At 70.0% G+C, this 25,413-nt stretch carries 22 protein-coding genes, 1 pseudogene and 1 riboswitch; of the genes and pseudogenes, 11 read left to right on the top strand and 12 right to left on the bottom strand.

Annotated features, from left to right (window positions below; genetic code table 11):
• Positions 1 to 16: 16 nt before the first annotated feature.
• The 3 genes from AC1RS9_RS10980 to rimO are packed head-to-tail and all read right to left on the bottom strand — an operon-like array spanning position 17 to position 2,689.
• Complete coding sequence (locus AC1RS9_RS10980) at positions 17 to 517, bottom strand: CinA family protein (RefSeq protein ID WP_131940801.1); 501 nt, start codon at positions 515 to 517, stop codon at positions 17 to 19.
• Positions 514 to 1,206 (bottom strand): CDP-diacylglycerol--glycerol-3-phosphate 3-phosphatidyltransferase, encoded by a 693-nt coding sequence (gene pgsA / locus AC1RS9_RS10975; protein WP_492921485.1) that lies wholly within the window; start codon positions 1,204 to 1,206, stop codon positions 514 to 516. Before pgsA ends, AC1RS9_RS10980 begins: the two co-directional genes overlap by 4 nt.
• A 1-nt stretch (position 1,207) precedes the next feature.
• Positions 1,208 to 2,689 carry a 30S ribosomal protein S12 methylthiotransferase RimO gene (gene rimO / locus AC1RS9_RS10970; protein ID WP_492921483.1) on the bottom strand — a complete coding sequence of 494 codons (1,482 nt, stop codon included), beginning with the start codon at positions 2,687 to 2,689 and terminating at the stop codon, positions 1,208 to 1,210.
• A gap of 68 nt (positions 2,690 to 2,757) precedes the next feature.
• Between rimO and AC1RS9_RS10965 the strand changes: the two genes are divergently transcribed.
• On the top strand, positions 2,758 to 4,515 hold the full coding sequence (locus AC1RS9_RS10965) for a TlpA family protein disulfide reductase (RefSeq protein WP_492921481.1): 1,758 nt from the start codon (positions 2,758 to 2,760) through the stop codon (positions 4,513 to 4,515).
• A gap of 266 nt (positions 4,516 to 4,781) precedes the next feature.
• Here AC1RS9_RS10965 and AC1RS9_RS10960 read toward each other — a convergent pair whose 3' ends face one another.
• Complete coding sequence (locus AC1RS9_RS10960) at positions 4,782 to 8,009, bottom strand: FtsK/SpoIIIE family DNA translocase (RefSeq protein WP_492921479.1); 3,228 nt, start codon at positions 8,007 to 8,009, stop codon at positions 4,782 to 4,784.
• 319 nt (positions 8,010 to 8,328) lie between these two features.
• A riboswitch (SAM riboswitch) is annotated at positions 8,329 to 8,443 on the top strand.
• A gap of 43 nt (positions 8,444 to 8,486) precedes the next feature.
• On the opposite strand from AC1RS9_RS10960, the gene AC1RS9_RS10955 reads away from it, so the two are divergent.
• On the top strand, positions 8,487 to 10,061 hold the full coding sequence (locus AC1RS9_RS10955) for an aminotransferase class V-fold PLP-dependent enzyme (RefSeq protein WP_115296374.1): 1,575 nt from the start codon (positions 8,487 to 8,489) through the stop codon (positions 10,059 to 10,061).
• Positions 10,062 to 10,343: 282 nt separating this feature from the next.
• Here AC1RS9_RS10955 and AC1RS9_RS10950 read toward each other — a convergent pair whose 3' ends face one another.
• On the bottom strand, positions 10,344 to 12,023 hold the full coding sequence (locus AC1RS9_RS10950) for a ribonuclease J (protein ID WP_040014892.1): 1,680 nt from the start codon (positions 12,021 to 12,023) through the stop codon (positions 10,344 to 10,346).
• Positions 12,023 to 12,913, bottom strand: a complete 891-nt coding sequence (gene dapA / locus AC1RS9_RS10945) for a 4-hydroxy-tetrahydrodipicolinate synthase (RefSeq protein ID WP_074040532.1) — start codon at positions 12,911 to 12,913, stop codon at positions 12,023 to 12,025. Before dapA ends, AC1RS9_RS10950 begins: the two co-directional genes overlap by 1 nt.
• A gap of 130 nt (positions 12,914 to 13,043) precedes the next feature.
• On the opposite strand from dapA, the gene AC1RS9_RS10940 reads away from it, so the two are divergent.
• From AC1RS9_RS10940 to AC1RS9_RS10925, 4 genes are read left to right on the top strand one after another with little or no spacing between them, the layout of a single operon-like run.
• A complete protein-coding gene (locus AC1RS9_RS10940) occupies positions 13,044 to 13,838 on the top strand; it encodes a thymidylate synthase (protein WP_115296376.1) in 795 nt (264 codons plus the stop codon).
• Positions 13,835 to 14,332, top strand: coding sequence for a dihydrofolate reductase (locus AC1RS9_RS10935; RefSeq protein ID WP_492921476.1), 498 nt, complete (start codon positions 13,835 to 13,837; stop codon positions 14,330 to 14,332). Before AC1RS9_RS10940 ends, AC1RS9_RS10935 begins: the two co-directional genes overlap by 4 nt.
• Positions 14,329 to 15,237 carry an AzlC family ABC transporter permease gene (locus AC1RS9_RS10930; protein ID WP_492921474.1) on the top strand — a complete coding sequence of 303 codons (909 nt, stop codon included), beginning with the start codon at positions 14,329 to 14,331 and terminating at the stop codon, positions 15,235 to 15,237. The genes AC1RS9_RS10935 and AC1RS9_RS10930 overlap by 4 nt, the downstream gene beginning before the upstream one ends.
• A complete protein-coding gene (locus AC1RS9_RS10925) occupies positions 15,234 to 15,539 on the top strand; it encodes an AzlD domain-containing protein (RefSeq protein WP_006946360.1) in 306 nt (101 codons plus the stop codon). Before AC1RS9_RS10930 ends, AC1RS9_RS10925 begins: the two co-directional genes overlap by 4 nt.
• 48 nt (positions 15,540 to 15,587) lie before the next feature.
• On the opposite strand, the gene AC1RS9_RS10920 is transcribed toward AC1RS9_RS10925, so the two are convergent.
• The 4 genes and pseudogenes from AC1RS9_RS10920 to AC1RS9_RS10905 form a co-directional block, all read right to left on the bottom strand.
• Entirely contained in the window at positions 15,588 to 15,710 is a 123-nt protein-coding gene (locus tag AC1RS9_RS10920; protein ID WP_143181531.1) for a PIN domain-containing protein, read from the bottom strand.
• A 113-nt stretch (positions 15,711 to 15,823) separates the two neighbouring features.
• A pseudogene (locus tag AC1RS9_RS10915) lies at positions 15,824 to 15,913 on the bottom strand (FitA-like ribbon-helix-helix domain-containing protein); the annotation flags it as partial.
• A 75-nt stretch (positions 15,914 to 15,988) separates the two neighbouring features.
• Positions 15,989 to 17,152, bottom strand: a complete 1,164-nt coding sequence (locus tag AC1RS9_RS10910) for a fatty acid desaturase family protein (protein ID WP_040014897.1) — start codon at positions 17,150 to 17,152, stop codon at positions 15,989 to 15,991.
• A 147-nt stretch (positions 17,153 to 17,299) separates the two neighbouring features.
• A complete protein-coding gene (locus AC1RS9_RS10905; RefSeq protein WP_006946368.1) occupies positions 17,300 to 18,448 on the bottom strand; it encodes a ferredoxin reductase in 1,149 nt (382 codons plus the stop codon).
• A gap of 85 nt (positions 18,449 to 18,533) precedes the next feature.
• Between AC1RS9_RS10905 and AC1RS9_RS10900 the strand changes: the two genes are divergently transcribed.
• The gene (locus AC1RS9_RS10900) at positions 18,534 to 19,682 is read left to right on the top strand and encodes a PucR-like N-terminal domain-containing protein (RefSeq protein ID WP_074046020.1); all 1,149 of its coding nucleotides are present in this window, start codon (positions 18,534 to 18,536) and stop codon (positions 19,680 to 19,682) included.
• Positions 19,679 to 20,503, top strand: coding sequence for a PAQR family membrane homeostasis protein TrhA (gene trhA, locus AC1RS9_RS10895; protein ID WP_074046021.1), 825 nt, complete (start codon positions 19,679 to 19,681; stop codon positions 20,501 to 20,503). The genes AC1RS9_RS10900 and trhA overlap by 4 nt, the downstream gene beginning before the upstream one ends.
• A 110-nt stretch (positions 20,504 to 20,613) precedes the next feature.
• Here the strand turns inward: trhA and AC1RS9_RS10890 are convergent, their stop codons facing one another.
• Positions 20,614 to 21,510, bottom strand: coding sequence for a FadR/GntR family transcriptional regulator (locus AC1RS9_RS10890; protein ID WP_083607271.1), 897 nt, complete (start codon positions 21,508 to 21,510; stop codon positions 20,614 to 20,616).
• A 60-nt stretch (positions 21,511 to 21,570) separates the two neighbouring features.
• Between AC1RS9_RS10890 and AC1RS9_RS10885 the strand changes: the two genes are divergently transcribed.
• The 3 genes from AC1RS9_RS10885 to AC1RS9_RS10875 are packed head-to-tail and all read left to right on the top strand — an operon-like array spanning position 21,571 to position 24,721.
• Positions 21,571 to 22,368, top strand: a complete 798-nt coding sequence (locus AC1RS9_RS10885; protein WP_492921470.1) for a (Fe-S)-binding protein — start codon at positions 21,571 to 21,573, stop codon at positions 22,366 to 22,368.
• Positions 22,365 to 24,005 (top strand): LutB/LldF family L-lactate oxidation iron-sulfur protein, encoded by a 1,641-nt coding sequence (locus AC1RS9_RS10880; RefSeq protein ID WP_313490004.1) that lies wholly within the window; start codon positions 22,365 to 22,367, stop codon positions 24,003 to 24,005. Before AC1RS9_RS10885 ends, AC1RS9_RS10880 begins: the two co-directional genes overlap by 4 nt.
• The gene (locus AC1RS9_RS10875; RefSeq protein ID WP_115296382.1) at positions 24,002 to 24,721 is read left to right on the top strand and encodes a LutC/YkgG family protein; all 720 of its coding nucleotides are present in this window, start codon (positions 24,002 to 24,004) and stop codon (positions 24,719 to 24,721) included. Before AC1RS9_RS10880 ends, AC1RS9_RS10875 begins: the two co-directional genes overlap by 4 nt.
• Here the strand turns inward: AC1RS9_RS10875 and AC1RS9_RS10870 are convergent.
• On the bottom strand, positions 24,708 to 25,385 hold the full coding sequence (locus tag AC1RS9_RS10870) for a DedA family protein (protein ID WP_074046024.1): 678 nt from the start codon (positions 25,383 to 25,385) through the stop codon (positions 24,708 to 24,710). The two genes, AC1RS9_RS10875 and AC1RS9_RS10870, sit on opposite strands and share 14 nt — an antisense overlap.
• Positions 25,386 to 25,413 lie beyond the last annotated feature (28 nt).

Raw genomic sequence — 25,413 nt, 5'->3', positions numbered from 1 at the left:
CGGATCGTGCGAGCCCTCACGCCTGGTCGAGGCTCATCCGCCATGCTGCTTCGCTCGCAGCCCGACGGATCGCCGCACGATCACCGCTGAAGGTGAACTCTTGAACGTGACAACGCACACCGTCGGGCTCGGATTCCCGGTCCACGACCGCGATCGCCACGTAGCAGCGTCCGACAGGTTGACCGTCCTGTTCGCTCGGCCCGGCAACGCCCGTCGTCGCGGCGGCCACGTCGGCTTCGAAGAGACGTAGCGCACCGCGCGCCATCTGGGTGGCGACCTCGGCATCGACGGCTCCGCGTTCGGCGAGCAGAGCGTCGTCCACCCCGAGGACGGCGGCTTTCGCCTCCGTCGCATAGGTGACGGCCGCGCCGCGCAGCACACGGCTGGCGCCGGGGACGTCGGCGATCCCCGCGCTGACGAGCCCCGCCGTCAGCGATTCTGCGCAGGCGAACCTCAGCCCGCGACGGGTGAAATCCTCGACGAGCCGCTGAGCCGTCTCGGACGCTCCCACGCTCATGCCGACCCTTCCGTCCCGCGCCCCCCATGACGGCGGTTGAGCCGCGCCGCCTGGACGAAGTAGTCGACGCCGGTGACGACGGTGACGACGATCGCGCCCGCGAGAATCGCCCACGCCAGCGCGTGCCCGACCCACGGCAGCGGCAGCACGAACAGGCCGGCTGCGAGTGCCTGCAGCGCCGTCTTGATCTTGCCGCCGCGGCTGGCCGGCATGACGCGGTGGCTGCGGCGGATGACGACGAATCGCAGTGCGGTGACGGCGATCTCGCGCGCGAGGATGAGCACGGTCGCCCACCACGGCACGACGTTGATGAGTGACAGGCCGACGAACGCCATGCCGGTGAGGGCCTTGTCGGCGATCGGGTCCATCAGCTTGCCGAAGTCGGTGACGAGTCCACGCTTGCGGGCGATGTCGCCGTCGATGCGGTCGGTGATCGCCGCGACGGCGAACAGCACGAACGCGATGATGCGGAACGTGTCGTCGTGCCCGCCGCGAGCGACGAGGAACCAGCCGAAGAACGGCACGAGCGCGATGCGACCCATCGTCAAGGCGTTCGCAATGTTCCAGTCGCTGACGGTCTCGCGGCCCGCAGGCGCGTCGACGGGGGCCGCAGGCTCGCAGGCTGCGTCGTCCGTCACGCCACCCTCGGTCGCCTCGGGCGTGTGGCCCTGAGTCGCACGATGCGCCACGTCAGCGCAGCTCCCCGACGAGGTCGATTCCTTCGGTGGCGACGACCTCGACCTCGACGATGTCGCCGACGCGCAGTTCGCGCCCGTCGGGGGCCTCGACGTAGGTCATGCCGTCGACGTCCGGGCCCTGCTGCCCGGCGCGGCCGACATGGCGAACGGCGGCCTCGGGGTCGTCCTCGTCGTCCGACTCGGTGGCCTCGATGAGCACCTCGAGACGCTCCCCAATGCGCTCCTCGGCGCGCTGCAGGTTGAGCTCCTCGGTCAGGGTGCGGAAGTGCTCGAGGCGCGCGTCGATCTCGTCCTGCGGCAGCTTGTCGGCATAGGTCTCGGCCTCGGTGCCGTCCTCGTCGGAGTAGCCGAAGACACCGACGACGTCGAGGCGCGCCGCGACGAGGAACTGTTCGAGTTCGTCGAGGTCCTTCTCACTCTCGCCCGGGAACCCGACGATGACGTTCGAACGGATGCCCGCGTTCGGCACGCGGCGCCGCACGTCGTCGAGCAGGCCGAGGAAGGACTCGCGATCGCCGAAGCGCCGCATCGTGCGCAGCAACGGGCCGGAGGCGTGCTGGAACGAGATGTCGAAGTACGGCGCGATACCAGGCGTGTTCGCCATGACATCGAGCAGGTCGGGCCGGATCTCCGCGGGCTGCAGGTACGACACGCGCACACGTTCGATGCCGTCCACGGCGACGAGCTCGGGCAGCATCGTGTCGAGCAGGCGCAGGTCACCGAGGTCCTTGCCGTAGGAGGTCGAGTTCTCCGAGACGAGGAAGACCTCCTTGACGTCGTGCTCACCGAGCCAGCGCGCCTCCGCGAGGACGTCGGCGGGGCGACGCGAGATGAACGCGCCGCGGAACGCGGGAATCGCGCAGAAAGCGCAACGTCGGTCGCAGCCGCTCGCGATCTTGAGCGGCGCCCACGGACGGCCGTCGAGGCGGGCACGGATGACGCGCGGCGTCGCGACGGGCGAGGCCACCTCGACGTCCGACGGCTCGCTGACCGGCGCACCGTGGCCGGGCAGCGCGAGACCGCCGGCGCCCTCCTGCCGCTTCGCGGGCGAGATCGGCAGTAGCTTGCGGCGGTCGCCTGGCATGTGCGCCTCGGGCTTGTGGCCGTTGAGCACCGACGTCAGGTGCGTCGACATGTCGGTGTAGGAATCGAAACCGAGCACCGCGTCGGCCTCGGGCAGCTGATCGGCGAGCTGCTTGCCGTAGCGCTCGGCGAGGCAGCCGACGGCGACAACGGCCTGCGTCCGCCCGGATTCCTTGAGTTCGTTCGCCTCGAGCAGCGCGTCGATCGAGTCCTTCTTCGCCTGCTCGACGAACCCGCACGTGTTGACGACGGCGACGTCCGCCTCTGCGGCATCGTCGACGAGCGTCCAACCCTCCGCGGACAGACGCCCTGCGAGCTCTTCGGAGTCGACCTCGTTGCGCGCGCATCCGAGGGTGATGACGGCGACGCTGCGGGTGGGGGCGGAAGTCATGCTCGAAAGTCTAGTGGCGCCGCCCTCGCCCAAGGTTCGGCCCACGCCGAGCGACCTATCATTGGCGCGTGTATGACGCCCCTCTGATCGTCCCGGCCGTCCTCCTCGCGTTCGTGCTCCTCGTCTCCGGCGTCGCGAAGCTCGCGGATCTCGAGACCGCCGCCCAGGCCTTCACGAGCCTGCGCCTGCCGCGATTTCTCATGCGGTGGAAGGTGCCGACGCTGCTGCCGGTCGCCGAGATCGTGCTCGCGATCGCGCTCATCGTGACGTCGGGGTGGCTCGCGGCCGTGGTCAACGTAGCGGCCGTGCTGCTGTTCGTCGCCTACCTCGTCGTCATCGTGCGCGCGCTGGGCTTCGGCGAGCCCGTCACGTGCTCGTGCTTCGGCAAGCTCGGCCTCGGCTTCGTCGACCGACTCACTGCGGTACGCAACGTCGTCCTCGTCGCGCTCGCGGCGCTGTCGCTGTTCGACGCGGCGCGTGGTGACGGCGTCCTGGCGCGCCTGCGTGATTTCGACGGCGGCGAGTGGGCCTGGCTCGCGGGCGTGTTGGGCGCGGTGCTGCTGACGTGGCTCATCGCTGGCCACCGCGGCGACGACTCGGTGGCTTCTGCGGTCTCGGGCCCGGTGGCCACCGCGGGCGGCGGCGACGAGGACGACTACCTGCGCGTCCCCGTCCCCTTCGCCGCCGTCACGACGCCGGGCGGGCAGAGCGTGACCCTGCGCGATCTCGCGGCGCGTGAAGCCGTTCTGCTGCTCTTGGTGTCACCGACGTGCGGCTCGTGCATCGACGTCATCGAGCACGCGCGCACCTGGCAGCGCACCATGCCGGCGCTGCGCACGAGCCTCGTGCTGCCGATGGCGCCGCGCGAGGTCGTGCCGGGCCTCGACGACGCCGACGACTTCGACCTGCTCTTCGACGAGACGTACGCCATCGCGCGGCTGTTCGGCGTCGGCACTCCCTCGGCCGTGCTGCTCGGCGCCGACGGCAAGCTCGCCGGCGGGCCGGTGGGCGGCACGAAGGACGTCATCGCTCTCATGGGTGACATCGCCGACCAGCTCGGTGCCGCGCCGAACGAGAACCCCGCCGACACCTCAACCGTGGGGGTTTCGGACGCCGCGCCATTGGACCCCGCAGTTGCCCCGGCCACCGGCGCCGCGGCCCCGAACCCTCCGAAGCCTCACGCGAGTGGCGCCCCGGCCGCCGACGCCGCCGCGTCGAGCGCCGTCGAGTCTCACGGGGTTGACGCCCTCACCGCTGAGACGCCCGTCGCCCCTGATGGCACTCGCGCCGGTGATGCCCCTGAATCTCCGGCCGCCTCCGTCAACCAAGCGCCTCAAGCCGCGGGCGTTCACAACGTCTCGGACCCCTCAGAGGCGAGCGACGATGATCTGCTCGACTACGTGCCGACGCCGACGCCGTTCATGATGTTCGAGGACGCGACGGGCGCGACGACGTCACTGCGACAGATTGGCGCGATGGGCCCAGCGATCTTTCTCTACGTCTCACCGTCGTGTGGGTCGTGTCTGCACGTCATGGACGCAGCGCCGGCGTGGCAGGAACAGCTCGGTGCCCTGCCGATCCACTACGTCGTCACGACGCAGCCGCAGGCGGACGTCATCGTCGAGCGCGGCACCGACCCGGCCCGTGTCATGATCGACGAGCCGCTCGCCATCTCACAGATGATGCGGGTCGGCACGCCGACGCTGTTCGCCGTCGGCCCGACGCAGGAACTCATCGCCGGCCCCGTCTCGGGATTCGATGCCATCGAGGCGACGATGCAGGACATCCTCACCGAGGTCGCCGCTGCCCGCCCGGCTCACTCCTGACGCACCCGTCCTGTCCCCTCGCAGCCGTCCCCATCGGCGATTTACGTCCACGTTCGCGATTCCCGTCCTCTTCTGCGAACGGCGTCCACCTTCGCGATTCCTGTCCACAACGGCGATTCTTGGCCACCTTCATGGAAGTGACCAAGAATCGCGAATGTGGACGGGAATCGCACATGTGGATGTGATTCGCCGATGGGGACGGGAATCGCAGATGAGGACGCGCCCGAGCCGCCGGCGGGCGGGTCAGCGGCGGGCGGACGAGCGGGTCAGCGGGCGTTGCTCGTGAGGTTCCAGGCGTCCTCAGAACCGTCGTCATCGGACGAGTCGTGCCCGTCGTAGTACTGCTCGCCCGGCTCGGCGAGGTCGGCCTGCGACTGCGCGACGAGGTCGATCGGCCCCGCTCCCATCGAACCGCCCGCACCCATCGAGCCGGGTGCACCCGTGGAACCCCCGGAGCCGCCCGAACCCCTACCGCCGAGGGCGTCGTCCTCGTCAGCATCCGCGAAACCGTCGCCACCCGACGCATCGGGCACGTCCTCGCCCTTGAGCAACGCGAGCGTCTGCGGCAAGTCGTCGGGCTTGACGAGCACGTCGCGCGCCTTCGACCCCTCGGACGGGCCGACGATGGCGCGCGATTCGAGCAGGTCCATGAGGCGCCCGGCCTTCGCGAATCCGACGCGCAGCTTGCGCTGCAGCATCGAGGTCGATCCGAACTGTGTCGTGACGACGAGTTCGGCGGCCTGCAGCAGCACGTCGAGGTCGTCGCCGATGTCGTCGTCGATCTCCTTCTTCGGCGCGACCTGCGCGACGTCCTCGCGGTAGTTCGGCGCGAGCTGGCTCTTGACGTGCGCGACGACGGCGTGGATCTCGGATTCGTTGACCCATGCGCCCTGCACGCGCATCGGCTTGCTCGCACCCATCGGCAGGAACAGCGCGTCACCCTGACCGAGCAGCTTCTCGGCACCGGGCTGGTCGAGCACGACGCGGCTGTCGGCGAGCGACGACGTCGCGAACGCCAGGCGCGACGGCACGTTGGCCTTGATGATGCCGGTGACGACGTCGACGGACGGGCGCTGCGTCGCGAGGATGAGGTGAATGCCCGCGGCACGCGCGAGCTGCGTGATGCGCTGAATCGACGCCTCGACGTCGCGCGGCGCGACGAGCATGAGGTCGGCGAGCTCGTCGACGACGACGAGCAGGTAGGGGTACGGCGCGAGCTTGCGCTTGCTGTCGGGCGGCAGCTGCACCTTGCCCGCGCGCACCGCCTTGTTGAACTCATCGATGTGCTTGTAGCCGAACGCGGCCAGGTCGTCATAGCGTGCGTCCATCTCGCGCACGACCCACTCGAGTGCCTCGGCGGCCTTCTTCGGGTTCGTGATGATCGGCGTGATGAGGTGCGGGATGCCCTCATACGCCGTCAGTTCGACGCGCTTGGGGTCGACGAGCACCATGCGCACCTCTTCGGGCGTGGCCCGCATGAGCAACGACGTGATCATCGAGTTGACGAAGCTCGACTTACCGGCGCCCGTCGCACCCGCGACGAGCATGTGCGGCATCTTCGCGAGGTTCGCGACGACGTAGCCGCCCTCGACGTCCTTGCCGACACCCATGACCATCGGGTGCGTGTTGTTGCGCGCCGCCTGGCTGCGCAGCACGTCGCCGAGGCTGACGAGTTCCTTGTCGGCGTTCGGGATCTCGATACCGATGGCCTTCTTGCCGGGGATCGGCGACAGGATGCGCACGTCGGCGCTCGCGACGGCGTACGAGATGTTCTTGCTCAACCCCGTCACACGGTCGACCTTGACGCCGGGGCCGAGTTCGACCTCGTAGCGCGTCACCGTCGGGCCGCGCGTGAACCCGCTGACGACGGCGTCGATACCGAACTGCTCGAGTACCTCGGTCAGCGCGTCGACGACGCGGTCGTTCGCGGCGGAACGCTCCTTGGGCGGGGTCCCCTGTTCGAGGACGTTCGAATCGGGCAGCGTGTACGTGACGTCGCCGCCCATTGCGAGCTGCTCGACACGAGGTGGAAGCTGTTCGGTGGGCTGAGCCTCCACCTGACGTTGAGGGACGGCTGCGGCCGGCGCAGCCTGCTCGACGCGCGTGGCACCGGCATCCTGACGGGCCGCCGCGGCCTTCGGCGACTCCCCCGGCCGCTGTGCCGACGCCGGGCGCGACGCCTGCGCCGCACGTGCGGAGGCCTGGTCGACGACGGCATCGTCGACGGAATCCATGGGTGCGGAGCGGCGCGCTGCCCCACCTGCCGCCTCCCCTGCCGGCGACGCTCCGGAGCGCGATGCCCGGGCTCGCGCGAGCGCAGCGGCGCTCGCGTCGCCGGCGCGCTCGTCGTCAGAGCCGCCGTCGGGCATCTCTCGCGTCTGATCGACGCCCGCCGGGGCGCCGTCGATCGTGTCGATGTCGTAGATCTGCTGCTCACCGCGACGGCGGTTGAGCGGGTTGCGTGATGTGCCACGGCCCTTGCCGCGCGGTCCCTTGCCGACGACCTCGGCGGCCTGCTCGTAGGGCTCATCGCCGCGCCGGGCGTCGTCACCCGCGCCGCGACGCGAGCCGCCCCGCGCGCGGTTGCCGATGTCGGCGCCGTGCAGGTCGTCGGCGACGGCGTCACGCTGAAGCAGCTCGCCCTCGTCGTCGCGTTCATCGAGGGGGTGGCCGAAGATCTGCGCCTCGACCTCGCGGATGCGCTGCGGGATGCGATTGACGGGCGTGCGCGTCAGCACGAGGAAACCGAAGAACGACACGAGCGCGAGGATGATGCCCGCGCCCCACACCGTGAGCGCGGCAGACAGCGGCCCTCCCGTGATGACGCCGAGGATGCCGCCTGCGCCGCGCACCGCGGTCGAATCCCCTGTCGACGGACGCCCGCCGACGAGGTGGGCGATCCCCGTCGAGCCGAGCGCGAGGATCGTCAGCCCGATCGTCATGCGGTTGGTCGGCTGGTGCCCCCGCGGGTGGCGGAACATGTGGATGGCCATGCCGGTGAGGACGACGGGCAGGACGTAGGCGATGACGCCGAACGTGCCGGCCGCGACGGCGTGGACGACGTCCCCGAACATGCCGGGCAGCCCCCACCACTCCCGCGCAGCGACGACGATGCCGAGGGCGAGGAGGGCGAAACCGAGCCCGTCGCGACGGTGTTCGGGTTCGAGGTCAGAAGCGGCGGCGCCGACGCGGCGGACGGTGCCGCCGGCGACGTGCGAAACACCCATCCACGCGCCACGAGCAGCGCGACCGGACGCGGAGGGACGCGCTTCAGCAGCCCCTCGCGACGAGCTCGACGAGCCGGTCTTGCGCGCGGGTGCATTCTTCGTCGTGCCGCCCGAACGTGGTGCGCTCGACTTCGGCGGGGTCGTGCGGGCGCGCGTCGTCGAGGCCGCAGATGCGCCGGCCGGGCGCGAGCTCTTGGCGCGCGGCTGCGAAGAGGCCTTCTTCGCGACGAGGACGCTGTCGTTCGCTGGTCTGTTTCGGGTCGCCACCCCGCAAGGCTAGTGGGGGTTCCGGCCGTTTTCGCGGACCCACGCCGTGACACGGGTCCAATGGTGACGGCGGGTCGGCTCGACACCTTCGAATCCGCGTCCCGATGCGCTGGCGCGTTGACGCGCTCGCATCCGACAGCGCCCTGACCCTTGTCGGAGGCGCCGCCAGCTGCCCGGGGACCACGGGCACACCTACCGCGAGACGCCGACTCTTGCGCGCGGCGCTCGCCATCCGCGATGCCACAGTTGATCTCACGATGCGAACCTCTGGCCGCACGTCGGTGGACGCGGCGGAGGGCCGGGTGCGAGCGTTCACGTAGGTCATGAGTTTCAGCGCACAGCCCCGGCTTGCTGGACGGCAACCCTCCACCGCGGTGGGGTGCTCCGGGTGACGACCTGGCCGCCACCAGCACCGGTGTCGGCAAGCGCGGGCCGAGCCATCTGGCGACGGCGAGGCCCCTGACTCGAGGAGCCTCGATGCCCCGTTCTGCCATTCTCTCGATCCTTGACTCCGACGCGCGCCGCCACGCTGCGAGCCACACGAGCCACACGAGCCGCCCCGCTCACGCCGTAACCCCCGGGGCTCCCGTCGCGGACCCCGAGCGTCACCACACCCAGCCCGCGCACCCCGGCGGGTCCCGTCGCGAGACGCCCGCAACTACCCATCATCGCGCGGACGCGCCGCAGCAGGCCAATGCCTCCCTGGCCACGATCGGCGCCGATCTCGGCGTCGCGACGCTCGACGGGCGCGTCGTCGAGCACGCGAACTTCGACCATGGCGCGACGGCTCCCGCGCTGCAGGCCGTCGCACGGGCCGTCGACACGACCCTGCGCACGTACGGTTCGGTGCATCGCGGTGCGGGACGGGCGTCGCAGCTGACGACCCGGTGGTACGAGGAGGCTCGGCAGGAGGTCGCCGCGTTCGTGGGCGCGCGCGAGGACGACGTCACCGTCTTCACGCGCAACACCTCGGACGCGCTCAACCTGTTGGCCCACTGTCTGCCGCAACAGACGCAGGTCTTCGTGTTCCGCTCGATGCACCACGCGGCGCTGCTGCCGTGGGCGGACGAGCGGACGACGCGGCTGCCGATCCCTCACTCTCACGCCGAGGCTGAGGGTTACCTCGACGTCGCTCTGGCGGAATTCCGCGCCCACAACGATGCTCCCGTGTTGGTCCTCATCACCGGCGCCTGCAACGTGACGGGCGAGGTGTGGCCCATCGAGCGCCTCGCCGCCGTCGCCCGCCGGCATGAGGCGCGGACGGCTCTCGACGCCGCGCAGCTCGCCCCGCACCGCCGCGTCGACATCGACGCCTGGGGCATCGACTACGTCGCTCTGTCCGGCCACAAGGCCTACGCGCCGTACGGTTCAGGAGCCCTCGTCGGGCGCCGCGACTGGCTCGACACCGCCCCTCCGTACTTCCGCGCCGGCGGCGCGAGCCACCGCGTCAGCGAAGATGCATCAGGCGCCGGCGACGTCGCTTGGGCGCCCGCGCCCGCACGCCACGAGGGCGGCACCCCGAACGCGGTCGGGGCCATCGCGCTCGCGGCCGCAGCCTCGACGCTGTCCGCGCAGCGCGGCGAAGCCGAGGCGCGCGAGGAGAAGATCCACGCCATCGTCCGCGACGGTCTCGCCTCGATCGACGGCGTGAGGATCGTCGAACTCTTCGACGAGCAGAATGCCGCGGACGCTCACCTCGACGATGGCGCGCCAAGGCGGAATGCGAGCGACAACGTCGGCGTCACGACGTTCACCGTCGCCGGGTACGACCCGACGCTCGTCGCTCAGGTGCTCGCAGACGAGCACGGCATCGCTGTGCGCGACGGGCGATTCTGCGCTCACCTGCTCTGCGACGCGCGCCTCGGCGAGGGCGCGACGGCAGTGCGCGCCTCGATCGGTCTCGCCACGACGACAGAGCACGCACGACGCCTCGTCGACGCCGTGCGTGCTCTCGTCACCCATGGGCCCGCCTTCGACTACACCCACACCCCGGGCCTCGGATGGAGCCCCGTCACCGACCGACGCGACCTCTCAGAGCCCCGCCCCTGGTGAGGAGAACGAGCGGCGGTGGGCCCCAGCGAGGGGCTCACCGCCGCATTTCGTCAGATACGGGATGCCGACGCGGTGGCTCCTGTCGAAGGGCCCGCTCGCGCGCTGATGCGAGTTTTTTGACCACGCTCAATAACAAACCTCGACGTCCATTTCGAATCCCGTTGCACCCCAACGGACGAAGGGTGGGACGCGTCACACGCGTCGCACCCTTCATTCATCCGAGATGGCAGCCAGAGGCGATCTCAGCCGCCTCACACAACCCCCTGACATACCCCCGAGGCGTCAGGCGTCGATGACCACCGGGATGATCATCGGTCGGCGGCGCAGCTTGCCGCCGACGAAACCGCCGACTGCGCGGCGGATGACCTGCTGCAGTTGGCGACTGTCCTTGACACCCTTGTTGCGCGCCTCGAGCAGCGCCTGCTCGATCTTCGGCCGGACGCGGTCGAACACCTCGTCGCCCTCGGCGAAGCCGCGCGTGCGGATGTCGGGGCCGGCGAGGATCGCGCCCGTCTTCGCGTCGCGCACGACGATGACGGTGACGAAGCCCTCGTCACGCAGGATGCGACGGTCCTTGAGCATGTCCTCGTCGGTCGTACCGACGAGCGAACCGTCGACGTAGACGTACCCGACCGGCACCGCGCCCGTGATGGCAGCCTTGCCGTTGACGAGGTCGACGACGACGCCGTTCTCCGCGAGCAGCACCTGGTCGCTCGGCACACCCGTCGCGGCGGCGAGCTTGCCGTTGGCGACGAGGTGACGCCACTCGCCGTGGATCGGCATGACGTTCTTCGGCTTGACGACGTTGTAGCAGTACAGCAGCTCGCCGGCGGAGGCGTGGCCCGAGACGTGCACCATCGCGTTGCCCTTGTGCACGACATTGGCGCCGAGACGCATGAGGCCGTTGATGAGGCCGTAGACGGCGTTCTCGTTGCCCGGGATGAGCGAGCTCGCCATGAGGATGGTGTCGCCCTCCCCCACGTCGATACGGTGGTCGCGGTTCGCCATGCGCGCGAGCGCCGCCATCGGCTCACCCTGCGAGCCGGTGCAGATGAGCACCTGCTTGTCCTCGGGCATCTGCTCGAGCTTCTTGATGTCGACGAGCACGTTGTCGGGCACCTTCAGGTAGCCGAGGTCGGCGGCGATCGTCATGTTGCGCACCATCGAGCGCCCGACCATCGCGACCTTGCGCCCGTGGGCCTCGGCGGCGTCGAGCACCTGCTGCACGCGGTGCACGTGCGAGGAGAAGCAGGCGACGATGATGCGTCGCTCCGCCTTCTCGAAGACGCGCTCGATCGCGGGCGTGATGTCCTTCTCCGGCGTCGTGAAGCCGGGCACCTCGGCGTTCGTCGAGTCGGTGAGGAACAGGTCGACGCCCTCCTCACCGAGCCGCGCGAACGCGCGCAGGTCGGTGATGCGGCCGTCGAGCGGAAGCTGGTCCATCTTGAAGTCGCCGGTGCACAGCAGGTTGCCTGCGGGCGTGCGGACGAAGACGGCGAGCGCGTCGGGGATCGAGTGGTTGACGGCGACGAACTCGCAGTCGAACGGGCCGATCTTCTCGAGCTGGCCCTCCTTCACCGCCATCGTGTACGGGCGGATGCGGTGCTCCTTGAGCTTCGCCTCGATGAGCGCGAGCGTCAGCGTCGAGCCGATGAGCGGGATGTCGTTCTTCATGCGCAGCAGGTACGGCACCGCGCCGATGTGGTCCTCGTGACCGTGCGTCAGGACGATGGCCTCGATGTCGTCGAGGCGATCCTTGAGGTAGTCGAAGTCGGGCAGGATGAGATCGACGCCCGGGTGATCCTCGGGGAAGAGGACACCACAGTCGATGATGAGCAGGCGTCCGCCGTACTCGACGACCGTCATGTTGCGGCCGACCTCGCCGAGACCGCCGAGCGCGATGACGCGCGCACCGTTCTTCGCCAGCGCGGGCGGCGGGCCGAGTTCGAGCGAACTCTCCATCACAGCAGCCCCGCCTTCGTCAGGCCGTCACGCAGGACGGCGTACATCGCCTCGTCCGCGGGCAGCAGCGGCAGGCGGATGGCGTCGGAGTCGATGACGCCCTGCTCCTTGAGGGCGGCCTTCACCATGATGGCGCCCTGGGAGGTGTTCATCAGCGCGTCGATCGCGGGGATGAGCTTGGTGTGGATGGCGCGCGCCGTCGCGAGGTCGCCCGCGTCGACGGCGTCGATCATCGCGCGGAACTCGTTGCCCGCCACGTGGCCGACGACGGAGACGACGCCGACGGCGCCGAGCGCGAGCCACGCGAGGTTGACGACGTCGTCGCCCGAGTACCACAGCAGGTCGGTCTCGTCCATGAGCTTCGTCGCCTCGAAGAAGTCGCCCTTGGCATCCTTGACCGCGCGCACCTGGTCGATCGTCGCGAGCTGACGGATCGTGTCGCTCGCGAGCGCCGTCCCCGAGCGCCCGGGGATGTCGTAGGCCATGGCCGGCAGGTCGGTGGCGCCGACGACGGCCTTGAAGTGCTCGACGATGCCCGCCTGCGTCGGCTTGTTGTAGTACGGCGTGACGACGAGGACGGCGTCCGCCCCAGCGTCCGCGAGTGCCTTGGCGGCGCGTACCGAGTGCGCGGTGTCGTTCGTACCGACCCCGGCGGTGATCGCTGTGCGGCCCTTGACGGCGTCGGCGACGGCGCGCACCGTCTCGATGTTCTCCTCGTCGGTCGTCGTCGCCGACTCCCCCGTCGTGCCGTTGACGACGAGGCCGTCGTGCCCGTTCGCGACGAGGTGCTCGGCGAGCTTCTTCACTCCGTCGTAGTCGATCGAGCCGTCCGGTTTCATGGGCGTCACCATGGCCGTGACCATGCGCCCGAAAGGTGTCGTCGTCGTCATGCGCCCAGGTTAGTGCACGAGCGTCCACGTGTGCGGACGCCCGCCGCGCGCGACGTCGCCACCACCAACTCGCCACCACGAAGCGGACGCCGCAGGCGCCTTGTCACCGGCGCGTCCTACAGTGAGGCGCGTGGAGCAATATCACGCACTGCTGAGGCGCATTCTCGACGAGGGCACCCGCAAGGACGACCGCACGGGCACGGGGACGCTCAGCGTCTTCGGTCATCAGATGCGCTTCGACCTGTCCCAGGGGTTTCCCGTTCTCACGACGAAGAAGCTGCACCTGCGCTCGATCTTCGGCGAACTGCTGTGGTTCCTGCGCGGCGACACGAACGTCGCATGGCTGCACGAGCGCAAGATCTCGATCTGGGACGAATGGGCCGACCCCGACGGTGACCTCGGGCCGATCTACGGCCACCAGTGGCGCTCGTGGCCGACGCCGAACGGCGAGACGATCGACCAGATCGCGCGCGTCGTCGAGTCGATTCGCACGAACCCCGACAGCCGTCGTCACATCGTCTCGGCGTGGAACGTCGCCGACGTCGACGACATGGCGCTGCCGCCGTGCCACACGATGTTCCAGTTCTACGTCGCCGACGGAAAGCTGTCGTGCCAGCTCTACCAGCGCAGTGGTGACGTCTTCCTCGGCGTCCCGTTCAACATCGCCTCGTATGCCCTCCTGACCCACATGGTCGCGCAGGTCACGGGCCTCGCGGTGGGCGATTTCGTCCACACGCTCGGCGATGCGCACCTCTACGTCAATCACCTCGACCAGGCGCGCCTCCAGCTGACACGTACGCCGAAGCAGCTGCCGACGCTCGTGCTCAACCCCGACGTGACGGCGCTCGACGCGTTCGAGCTCGACGACATCCGCCTCGACGGTTACGAGGCCGACCCCGCGATCAAGGCCCAGGTGGCGGTATGAGCGATGCGCCCCAGCTGACGAGCATCGCCGCTGTCGCCGAGAACGGCGTCATCGGCACGGGCGGCGACATGGCGTGGAACATCCCCGCCGACTTCGCGCACTTCAAGGCGACGACGATGGCTCACCCCATGATCATGGGGCGCACGACGTTCGCGACGATGGGCACCCTGCCCGGGCGCCGCTCGATCGTCGTGACGCACGATCCCGAGTTCGCCCCCGCACAGCCGGCGCGTGACGACACGTCCGTCACCGTCGTTCACTCTGTCGACGAAGCCCTCGAACAGGTCGCCGGCCAGGACGCGTTCGTCGTCGGCGGCGCGCAGATCTACGCCGCGACGATGGACCGCGTCACCCGTCTGCTCATCAGCGAGATCCCCCTCGCGCCTGAGGGCGACGCCCACTTCCCCACGATCGACCCGACCGTGTGGGTCGAGACGCAGCGCGCACCGCGCGACGGGTTCACGCTCGTCATGTACGAACGCCGCACCTCGTGAGCGACGCCCGGCGCGAGACGTCGGGAGGTGACGCGCCCGTCGACGTCCGTCATCACCGGACGGCGCACACCCCTGGCGACCACTCCGACCACGACCATCCCGACGCCCTCCACGAGGATGCCGCGGCCGTCAAGAAGGACTCGGTCTCCCTCGCGATCGCGACGGGCGTGTACGGCGTCAGCTTCGGCGCGCTCGCCATCGCTGCGGGCCTCACGACCTGGCAGACGATGGCGCTGTCGCTGCTGTTGTTCTCCGGCGGTTCGCAGTTCGCCGTCGTCGGGGTGCTCGGTGGCGGTGGGTCGGGAGCGTCGGCCGTCGCGACGTCGTCACTGCTCGGCGTGCGCAACGGCATCTATGGTCTGCAGATCAACCAGTTCCTGCGCCCGCGCGGGCTGCGACGCCTCCTCGCCGCGCAGGTGACGATCGACGAGTCGGCCACCATGTCGGTCGGGCGCCCCACCGAACAGTTGTCACGCACCGGATTCTGGTGGACGGGCCTGGGCGTCTACGTCATGTGGAACACGATGACGTTCGTCGGCACAGTCGCCGGCAACGCGATGGGCGACCCGAAGAAGTACGGCCTCGACGCCGCCGCCGTCGGCGCCTTCATGGCGCTGCTGTGGCCGCGCCTCGGCACGCTGCAGGGCAAGGTGACGGCGGCGCTCGCCGCGTGCATCGCGCTCGGGTTGTCGCCGCTCACGCAGGCCGGCGTGCCCGTTCTCGCGACGGTCGTCGCGGCCGTCGTCGTCGGCTGGTGGTACTCGACACGGCACGATTCCCCCTCGGCCGACTGCGAGTCGAGCGCCGACGTTCCCGGCGTCGAGACGTCTCGCGCCGATGCGCCCGGTGACGGCGCGACGCGCGGTGGCCCGTCCGACGCCGGCCGGATCGGATCGACGACATGAGCACATGGACGACGGTTCTGCTCGCGAGCGCGTTGTCGTTCGTGCTCAAGTTCATCGGCTATCTCGTGCCGCCGCGCTACCTCGAGGGCAAGCGGACGTCCAACATCGTCGCGCTGCTACCGGTGGCGTTGCTCACCGGCCTCGTGTGTGTCCAGGCGTTCGTCGGCGACGGCGGCCGGGTCGTCATCGACGCGCGCGCAGCGGCGGCCGTCGCAGCGATCATCGCCCTGGTTCTGCGCGCGCCATTCATCGTCGTCGTCATCGTCGTGGCCGCGACGGCCGCGATCATCCGGTTGTTCTGAGCCGACGCTCCTGGATTCATGTCTCGCTCCCTCTGGTGGAGTGAGACCTCAGGACGAGCTTTCGAGGGGATCGATGAGGCGCGGCCCGCCGACCCCGACGAAATCGTTCGCGTTGCGCGTGGCGAGTGCAGAGCCGGCGGCCAGAGCGATACCGGCGATCTGGGCATCCACCGTTCCCATGACCCGCCCGACCGACGTGCCACTCGCGAGAACGTGGGCGGTCGCGTGCGCTCACGCAGCGTCTGCAAGAAATTCTTCTCCGGCACGTGGGTCGCTGCCGCGAGAATCGCCCGCACCTCGGCCTCGACGGAACGTCCAGGCTCCGCAGCCTGACGGCGCAGGCGCTCGTGGACGACCTCATCGACATCTGGCATCCTCAGAGTGGCCAAGACGAGCACCTCCTCGGCAGCAAAGCGAGCAAGGAGGTGCTCGTCAGCCCATGGCGAGACTCAGGCGGCTTGGGGCTGCACCTGCCGCTGCACGAGCTGCGTGACGTTCTGGGGCTTCCGCTCGAGCTTCGCGGCGTACTCGTTCGGCAGCGACAGGCGGATGATCGCCCACCAGGCCGACGCGATCTGCTTCGGCAGCGGCCCCGTCACGTAGGACAACCCGTAGCGGCGAGCGATGTCCTGCACCTGCTCGCTGATCTCCGCGTACCGGTTGCTCGGCAGGTCGGGGAACATGTGGTGCTCGATCTGGTAGCTCAGGTTGCCCGTCGCGATGTGCATGGCCCGCGAACCGCTGATGTTCGCCGAACCGAGCATCTGGCGCAGGTACCAGTCGCCGCGCGTCTCCCCGACGATCGACTTCTTCGTGAACGTCTCGACACCACTCGGGAAGTGCCCGCACATGATGACCGAGTGTGTCCAGAGGTTGCGCGTGAGGTTCGCGATGAAGTTCGCCTTGATCGTCTGCTTGCCCGACCCCGTCAGCGCCGAGAGCAGCGGGTGCGCAATGTAGTCCTTCGTCACCTGCTCACGGATCTTGTGCAGCACCTTGCGACCGTCGCGGGCGAATACGTCCTTGTCCTTGCGCCCCTTGAGGTACTTGCCGATCTCCAGGTCGTACGCGGCGATGCCGTACTCGAAGAAGCACGCGTTGATGAAGTTCCACATCGGCTGTGCGAGGTAGAACGGCACCCACTTCTGATCCTCGTCGACGCGCATGATGCCGAACCCGAGGTCGTTGTCGCGCCCGATGACGTTCGTGTACGTGTGGTGCAGCTCGTTGTGGCTGTGCTTCCACAGGTCGGCGGGCGAGGCGTTGTCCCACTCCCACGTGCTCGAGTGGATCTTCGGGTCGCGCATCCAATCCCACTGGCCGTGCATGACGTTGTGGCCGATCTCCATGTTCTCTAGGATCTTCGCCACGGCGAGCCCCGCCGTCCCGATGACGAACGCCGGCTTCTTCTTCGAGAACAACAACAGTGCCCGCGACCCCATCTCGAGGCCACGCTGCACCTGGATGACACGACGGATGTACGCCGCGTCCTTCTCGCCCCGGCTCTCGACCACCCGTGCACGCACCGCGTCGAGCTCCTCACCGAGACGCTCGACGTCGGCGCGGCTCAGGTGAGCGATCGGGTTGTGGTCCTTCTTCTGCAGTGCGGTCATGCGACAACCATCCTTCTTCGTCGTTCTCGTCGTGCGGTTCGTCATGGTCGTGGTTCGTCGTGGTCGTGGTTCGTCGTGGTCGTGGTTCGTCGTGAGGCGCCCCGAGCCGATCTCGCGCCCGGCCGGCGCCCTGCACAGGCGTCGAGTTCAGCGTCCGATCGTGCAGTCCCCGGCGGCGGAGGAGATGCAGGTCTGCACCATGACGCCGTCGCCGTCAGTGCCGCTCGCCACCTCGCCGGTGCGCATGTCGCGCACCGCGCCGGAACGCAGCGGCAGCACGCAGCCGTAACAGATGCCCATGCGGCACCCGCTCGGCACGAGGATGTCGGCGGCCTCGGCCGCGTCGAGGATCGACGTCTCGCCGCTGACGGCGACCTCCCGCGTCGTCGTGCCCATGACGATGGTCGCGGTGCCGCCCTCCCCCGGTTCGGCGAGCTCGACGACGAAGTTCTCGGTGTGCAGCTTGTCCTCGACGCCATTGAGTTCGGCGAACTCGCGCAGCATCCGCAGCATCCCGGCGGGGCCGCACGCGTACACCTCACGATCGCGCCAGTCGGGTACGAGATGGTCGAGCTCGGCCGGTTCGAGCCGGCCCTCGAGGCGTGTGTGGCGCTCGACGAGGGTGATGGCGCCACGCTCGTGCAGCCCGCGCAGCTCGTCGGCGAAGATGACGTCCTCGGGGTGGCCGGCCGAGTGCACGACGACGATGTCGTGCGTGCGTTCGCCGTCGGAACGCTCGCCCTCGGCGGCGAGACGGTGGCGCAGCATGCCCATGACGGGGGTGATGCCGGAGCCGCCGGTGACGTACAGCGTCGGCTCGACACCTCCCGTCCAGACGAACTCGCCGCTCGCCTGTTCGAGGTGCACGATCTGGCCGGAGCGCAACGACTCGTGCAGGTGGGAGCTGACGAGCCCGCCGGAGAGCGACTTGACGGTGATCGTGATGCGCCCGTCGTCGCGCGGCCCCGACGTCACCGAGTACGCGCGCCACAGGCGCACCCCGTCGACGTCGACGCCGACGCGGATGAACTGCCCCGGCACGTGCCCTGCCCAACCGAGGCCCGGCTGCAGCGTGACGGTCGCGGCGTCCGCCGTCTCGGGGTGCACGTCGACGACGCGGGCGCGCAGGTAGCGGGGGCTGCGCAGCGGGTCGACGAGGTCGAGGTAGTCGTCGGGCAGCAGCGGCGTCGTCAGGGTGCGCACGGCGTTCCAGGCGAGATGCTTCAGGCGGGCGGAGGCCCGCCGCTCGTCCGACGAGCGGGCCATCGTGGTTGATGAGGAGACAGCGTGCGGCATGCGACCAGCGTATTTGGCGCACAGCTGATAATTCTTGACCGCGACCTCACATGATCTTTTCAGGATTTGTTCGTAGAGTGTGAACATGTCGACTCTGCGGCAAGACACCATTGCCACCCTGCGAGAGCACCTGCCGAACACGGCCAGCGGGTGCGTCGAGGCCATCATCCGAGAGGTGCCCGGCTACGACCGCGAGTTCGGCGACACACTGCGCGCGAACATCGAGGCGGCCGTCGCGATGGCCCTCGCGGCCTTCCTCGACACCCTCGGTGACGACGGCGACACGACGTCCGCCACGGCCATGCGCACCGGCGCCTACCGCCTCGGCCAGGGCGAGGCGGAGACGGGGCGCTCGAGCGACGCGCTGCTCACGGCCTACCGCGTCGGCGCCCGCGAGGCGTGGACGCACTTCGCCGAACGCGCCGTCGCGCAGGGCGAGTCGGCCGCGAGCATCGCGAGCCTCGCTGCGGGCACGTTCGCGTTCATCGACGAGTTGTCCGTCGAGAGCCTCGCCGGCCACACCGCGGCCATGACGGCCCGCACCCGTGAGCTCGCGCGCCGACGCGACCAGCTGGCGGCGGCACTCGTCGCGGGCGACCAGCCCGACACGCTCGAGCATCTCGCCGAACGGGCTCACTGGAACCCGCCGCGCACCCTCACGGCGCTGGCACTGACGGGCGACGCCCCGGCGGCCGTCGCGAGCGCCGTCGGTGAGAAGGCCCTGTGGTCGCGCACCCCGGACGGCTCGCCGCTCGTCCTCGTGCCCGACCTCCCACCCGGCAACCGCGCGCGCGTCCTCGCTGCCTGCGCTACGACCACAGCAGCCCTCGGGCCGACGCTCGCCTGGAGCCGCGCCGCCGAATCGGTGACGCGCGCCCGACGCGCGCTGCGATTCGCCCGGGTGAGTGAACCGGCGGACGCCGACACGCTGCTGCCCGAACTGATCCTCGACGCCGACCCGCTCATCGCGCAGATGCTGCGCGAGCGCGCCCTGGCGCCGCTTGCCGACGTCTCGGAGGCCAAGCGGGCCGTGCTCGCCGAGACGCTGCTCGCCTGGCTGCTGCACCACGGACGCCGCGAGGAGGTCGCCGAGGCCCTCCACGTCCACCCCCAGACGGTGCGCTACCGCCTGGGCACCCTGCGCGAACACTACGGTGACACGCTCACCGACGCCCGCACCGGCCTGGAGCTGACGCTCGGGCTGATCGCCGACCGATCGAGGACCCCGCAGTGAACACCCCCGCAACCGACCGTCCGCAACCCGCAGCAGCCGAACCGACGAACGCCGACAACACGAACCCCGACGCCATGACCCTCGACCCGATGATCCATGAACCCACACGGTCGGCTCTGCCTGACGGGCACGGCGAGTCCACTGGGCACGGCGAACATGGTGAGCACCCCGCGGGCGAGGCCCTGGCGGTGGCGATGAAACCCCTGCTGCGCGGGTGGCTGCACCTCGTCCTCGCGCCCCTGTGCCTCATCGGTTGTCTCGTGCTCGCCCTGCTCGCCGACACGACCCCGGCGCGCGTCGGGGCGCTCGTCCTCGGTGCTACGGCGACGATGCTGTTCGGCACGTCGGCGCTGTATCACCGCCGATACTGGAGCCCGCGCGCCGACACGATCCTGCGCCGCCTCGACCACTCGAACATCTACCTCATCATCGCCGGCACGTACACGCCGTTCGCGCTGACGCTGCTCGAGGGCCGGCAGCGGGTGAGTCTGCTCGTCATCGTGTGGGTCGGCGCGCTGCTCGGCGTCGCTTTCCGCACGTTCTGGGTGCATGCGCCGCGTTGGCTCTACACGCCGATCTACGTCGCGCTCGGCTGGGTCGCGATCTTCTACGCCGGGCCGTTGCACGCCGCGGGCGGCACGCTCGTCATGACGCTCATTGCCACCGGCGGCATCCTCTACACGCTCGGGGCCGTCGTCTACGGCTTCCAACGCCCTGATCCGTGGCCGCGCGTGTTCGGCTTCCACGAGATCTTCCACGCCTGCACCGTCGCCGCGTTCATCGCCCACTTCATCGCGGCGGCCATCGTCCTCACGCGCTGACGGCGGCCTCCCCGCGTGCGCTGCCCGCCTCGGCGTCGGCGCGGGCCACAGGATCGCCACCGTGGGCCTCGTCTCCGCCACGCAAGCACCGACCGGCGCAAGTCGTCCCGTCAGGCGGTGTCGCCGGCTGCCTGCGCGCCGTCCCCGAGGAGTTGCTCGCTCGCGCGTCGGATGTGCGCGTCGAGCAGATCGGCGGCGCGCGAGCCGTCGCCGTCCGCGAGCGCCGCGGCGATGGCCTCGTGCTCCTCGCGCAACCGCGCGCGCACAGCCGGCCAGTCGTCGACGCGGTTCATGCCATGACGGATGGGGCTGCGCATGGATTCGCGGATGGCGACGGTGAGGTCGGTGGCGAGCGCGTTGCCCGCGGCCCGCGCGATGGCGACGTGGAAATCGGTGTCGCACGCGTTGAAGACATCGGGCGGCAGGTCGTCGTCACGCATCGCGGTGATCAGGTCGGCGAGGCGCGCATGGTCGGCGTCGGTCGCGTTGCGCGCGGCCAGCCGCGCCGACAGGCCCTCGAGGCTGCAGCGCACGTCGACGACGTCGAGGAGGCTGAACTGCGCGAGCGCCACGTGCATGCGCAAGAACCGGTTGAGCGCCTCTGTCGGCACGGCCGTGATGACGGTGCCGCCGGCCGCACCGGCTCCGACGCGCGAGTCGACGACCCCGATGGCGTGCAAGGCGCGCACGCCCTCACGCACCACGGCACGGCTGACGGCGAGTTGCGCGGCAAGGTCACGCTCGGCGGGCAGCACGTCGCCGACACGCAGACGGCCCGAGACGATGCCGTCCTCGACCCACTGCACGACACCCTCGTAGGCACGCCCCGATCGTGACGCGACCGGGTTGGCACCCTGCGCGCCAGCCGGAGTCTCGACCTGGACGGGCGTCGCGTCCGGCGCGGGGGCCGGTTCCGACGCCGGCTGCCCCGGGTTCGACAGACCGGATTCCTCGGCTGCGGGCGGCGGGCCCGGTTCGGGCGAGGCGGGCGCGCAGGGGTGGGTCATGGGCGGCATGCTACGCGGCCTCGACTTCTTGACCGTCGGGGGTCATGCTTCTAGAGTGAGATGCAGCACATTGGTCAGACCATTAAGGATGCCGTCGTGACGATCGCCCCCACCCGCCCACGCGTCGCGATCTTCGCGACCTGCTTCAACGACACGATGTTTCCCAAGGCGCCGATCGCGACGGTGAAGCTCCTACGCCGCCTCGGGGTCGACGTCGAGTTCCCCACCGAGCAGACCTGCTGCGGCCAGATGTTCACCAACACCGGGTACGCGAACGACGCTAAGGGCCTCGTGCGCGGGTTCGTCGACACGTTCGACGCGTTCGACTACGTCGTCGCCCCCTCCGGCTCCTGCACCGGATCCGTCCGCGAGCAGCACGAGATGATCGCCGAGCGGGTCGGCGACCAGGGCCTCGCCCGCGAGGTCGACGCGCTCGCCCCGCGGGTGCTCGAACTGTCCGAATTCCTCGTCGACGTGCTCGGCGTCACTGACGTCGGCGCCTACTTCCCGCACCGCATCACCTACCACCCCACCTGCCACAGCTTGCGCATGCTCGGCGTCGGCGACCGTCCGCTGCAGCTGCTGCGCGCGGTCGCCGGTGCCGACCTGCGCGAGTTGCCCGACGCCGAGCAGTGCTGCGGTTTCGGGGGCACGTTCAGCGTCAAGAACCCCGACGTCTCCGTCGCCATGGGAAACGACAAGGCGCGCCACGTCGTCGAGACGGGCGCGGAGTACGTCGTCGCCGGCGACAACTCGTGCCTCGCCCACATCGGCGGTCTGCTGCACCGCGGACGCACCGGCGTCAAGACCATCCACCTCGCCGAAGTGCTCGCCTCGACCGAACAGGACCCCGCATGAGCTGCCAGCCCCGCACCGCCGCCGACGCGGGTCTGCCCGTCGGCACGACGACCGCGACGTTCGTCGGGATGCCGGCCTTCCCGCACGAGGCGAAGCACGCCCTCGACGACGCCCAACTGCGCGCCAACCTGCGTCACGCGACCGGCACGATCCGCGCCAAGCGCGCCGAGGTCGTCGGCGAGGTCGACGACTGGCAGCAACTGCGCACGCGCGGCGCCGCCGTCAAGGACGACGTGCTCGCCGACCTCGACACGCTGCTCGTCACGCTCGAGGAGTCGCTGACGCGCGCCGGCGCGACGGTCCACTGGGCGCGTGACGCCGAGGAGGCCAACCGCATCGTCGTCGACCTCGTCAAGGCGACAGGCACGCAGGAAGTCGTCAAGGTCAAGTCGATGGCGACGCAGGAGATCGAGCTCAACGAGGCCCTCGAAGCCGCGGGCATCGACGCGTGGGAGACCGACCTCGCCGAGCTCATCGTCCAGCTCGGCCACGACCGCCCGTCGCACATCCTCGTGCCCGCGATCCACAAGAACCGCAGCGAGATCCGCGACATCTTCCGCACCGAGATGGGCGAGGTCGGCCGCCCGGCCCCCGAGAACCTGAGCGACGATCCCGCCGCGCTCGCCGACGCTGCCCGTCGTCACCTGCGCGAGAAGTTCCTGCGCGCCAAGGTCGCGATCTCGGGCGCCAACTTCGCCGTCGCGGAGACGGGCACGCTCACCGTCGTCGAGTCCGAGGGCAACGGACGCATGTGCCTGACGCTGCCGGAGACGCTCATCTCCGTCGTCGGCATCGAGAAGGTGCTGCCGACGTGGGACGACCTCGCCGTCATGCTCGAACTGCTGCCACGTTCGTCGACCGGTGAGCGCATGAATCCCTACACGTCGATGTGGACGGGGTCGAGCGAGGCCGACGGCCCGCAGGACGTCCACGTCGTGCTCGTCGACAACGGCCGCACGCGCGTGTTGTCGGACACCGTCGGGCGCGAGGCGCTGCGCTGCATCCGCTGCTCGGCGTGCCTCAACGTCTGCCCCGTCTACGAACGCGCGGGCGGGCACGCCTACACGAGCGTCTACCCCGGACCGATCGGCGCCATCCTCACCCCGCAGATGCGCGGCCTCGACTCCGATCGCGACAAGGCGCTGCCCTTCGCGTCGTCACTGTGCGGCGCGTGCAGCGAGGTGTGCCCCGTCAAGATCGACTTTCCGAAGATCCTCGTCGAACTGCGCACGCAGGTCGTCGAGAAGAAGCGCGCCGCCTCGCGCGTCCCGAGCTTCGAGCGCACCGCCATCGCGGGCGCCGAATGGGCGCTCGCCTCCGGCAAGCGCATGGGGCGTCTGCAGACGCTCGCGACGGTGGCCGGCAAGGTCTTCAAGCGTGAGGACGTCTCCTACCTCGGCGCGATTCCCGGGCCCCTCGCGCCGTGGAGCGCAGCGCGTGACATCCCCGCTCCCCCGACCGAGACGTTCCGCGAGTGGTTCGCGCGCACCGACGGCGGCCGGCTCGACGAGAGCGGCCAGGCCGCAGCGGGGTCGCGTCCGAACCGCGCCGGAGTCGACGTCGAGGGCCACTACGGCACGAGCGCCCGCGACGCCGGGCTCCCCCACCCCACCAGCGACAGCGAGGACGAGGCATGAGCAGCGCACGCGAGGAGATCCTGCAGCGCATCCGGACGGCCAACGCGAACGCCGGGGTGACGAGCACGTCGTCGCAGCGGGCCGATTCGGCGACGACGCAGCGGGATTCGTCGTCGGGCAGCGCCGGCGCCCAGGCGACGTCACCTGATGCGGACGGTTCGCGTGCTGCGGCCGACGTCACCCCCGCGGCGGGGTCGCCCGACCTCGTCGACCTGTTCGTCGAGCGCACCGAGGACTACAAGGCGGTCGTCGAACGTGCCTCGGCAGCTGACGCCGGCGCGCGTGTCGCCGCGGCGCTCGAGGGCGCGAACGGCGTCCTGCTGCCGGCCGGGCTGCCCGAGGCAGTCGTCGGCGCGGTCGATGCGTCGATGGCGCGCGAAGACCCGGGCACGCCCGACGGTCTCGACGCCATCGAGGCGGTCGTCACGACGTGTGCCGCGGCCATCGCCGAGACGGGCACGATCGTCCTCGATCACACTGCGGGGCAGGGGCGTCGTGCGCTGACGCTCGTGCCCGATCTGCACGTCTGTCTCGTGCGGGCCGACCAGATCCACGCGGACGTGCCGGCCGCCGTCAGCGCCCTGCGCGCGAGCGTCGAGGCGGGGCATCCGCTGACGTGGATCTCCGGTCCGAGCGCGACGAGCGACATCGAGCTCGACCGCGTCGAAGGGGTGCACGGCCCGCGGCGCCTGCACGTCATCGTCACGACTGACTGACCTCGACGGACGACGCCGCGTCTCGGGTGGAATCACCACTCGCGGCGTGGCTTTCGCGCGTCATGCGGCGTTTCGTTCGGACGTGGCGCACGCCTTCGAGCAGCGCCGCGACCGCCATCGCGAGCCCCATGCCGGTGAGGATGCCCGCGAGGTGGTTGTCGCCGAACGCACGGCCGCCGATGTAGCCGATGAGGCAACCGTGCAGGGCCCACAGCAGCGTCGCGAGCAGGTCGTACGGCGTGAACTGCCGCAGGAGCGGGTAGCGTGCAGCGCCGAGCGACATCGTGCCGACGCTGCGTCCGCCCGGGATGAAGCGCACGACGAGCAACGCCCACGACCCTCGTTCGTGCAGCACGCGCGAGACCTTCTCGAACGTGCGAGCACGCCGCGAACCGTGCGCCCCGAGCGAGCGCGCACCGACGACCCGGCCGATGCCGTAGGAGAGGTGATCGCCCAGTGCCGCCCCCAGCGTGGCCACGAGCACGACGAGCACGAGCTGCGGCCCGTTCGGATCGGACGCGGCGTACACCCCGGCGAGGATGAGCGGGGCTTCGCTGGGAAAAACAGGCACGAACGCATCGAGCGTGCACAGGCCGAAGAGCGCCGGGTAGATCCACCACGACGTCATGAGGTGTTCGAGCGGCGCGAGCACGGCATCGAGCATTCCAGAACGCTAGCCGCGCGACGTGGCC

The sequence above is a fragment of the Dermacoccus sp. MPR-E5 genome (genome assembly GCF_058809565.1).
This window is presented reverse-complemented; position numbering and strand designations above follow the sequence as displayed.

Bases quoted from the DNA above. Each gene is read 5' to 3' on its own strand.
- AC1RS9_RS10950 (WP_040014892.1), bottom strand. From the start codon at position 12,023: ATGGAGAGTTCGCTCGAACTCGGCCCGCCGCCCGCGCTGGCGAAGAAC.
- AC1RS9_RS10890 (WP_083607271.1), bottom strand. From the start codon at position 21,510: ATGACCCACCCCTGCGCGCCCGCCTCGCCCGAACCGGGCCCGCCGCCC.
- AC1RS9_RS10910 (WP_040014897.1), bottom strand. From the start codon at position 17,152: ATGACCGCACTGCAGAAGAAGGACCACAACCCGATCGCTCACCTGAGC.
- dapA (WP_074040532.1), bottom strand. From the start codon at position 12,913: ATGACGACGACGACACCTTTCGGGCGCATGGTCACGGCCATGGTGACG.
- AC1RS9_RS10900 (WP_074046020.1), top strand. From the start codon at position 18,534: ATGTCGACTCTGCGGCAAGACACCATTGCCACCCTGCGAGAGCACCTG.
- AC1RS9_RS10905 (WP_006946368.1), bottom strand. From the start codon at position 18,448: ATGCCGCACGCTGTCTCCTCATCAACCACGATGGCCCGCTCGTCGGAC.
- AC1RS9_RS10875 (WP_115296382.1), top strand. From the start codon at position 24,002: ATGAGCAGCGCACGCGAGGAGATCCTGCAGCGCATCCGGACGGCCAAC.
- AC1RS9_RS10885 (WP_492921470.1), top strand. From the start codon at position 21,571: ATGCAGCACATTGGTCAGACCATTAAGGATGCCGTCGTGACGATCGCC.
- AC1RS9_RS10925 (WP_006946360.1), top strand. From the start codon at position 15,234: ATGAGCACATGGACGACGGTTCTGCTCGCGAGCGCGTTGTCGTTCGTG.
- AC1RS9_RS10870 (WP_074046024.1), bottom strand. From the start codon at position 25,385: ATGCTCGATGCCGTGCTCGCGCCGCTCGAACACCTCATGACGTCGTGG.
- AC1RS9_RS10880 (WP_313490004.1), top strand. From the start codon at position 22,365: ATGAGCTGCCAGCCCCGCACCGCCGCCGACGCGGGTCTGCCCGTCGGC.
- AC1RS9_RS10980 (WP_131940801.1), bottom strand. From the start codon at position 517: ATGAGCGTGGGAGCGTCCGAGACGGCTCAGCGGCTCGTCGAGGATTTC.
- AC1RS9_RS10955 (WP_115296374.1), top strand. From the start codon at position 8,487: ATGCCCCGTTCTGCCATTCTCTCGATCCTTGACTCCGACGCGCGCCGC.
- rimO (WP_492921483.1), bottom strand. From the start codon at position 2,689: ATGACTTCCGCCCCCACCCGCAGCGTCGCCGTCATCACCCTCGGATGC.
- AC1RS9_RS10935 (WP_492921476.1), top strand. From the start codon at position 13,835: ATGAGCGATGCGCCCCAGCTGACGAGCATCGCCGCTGTCGCCGAGAAC.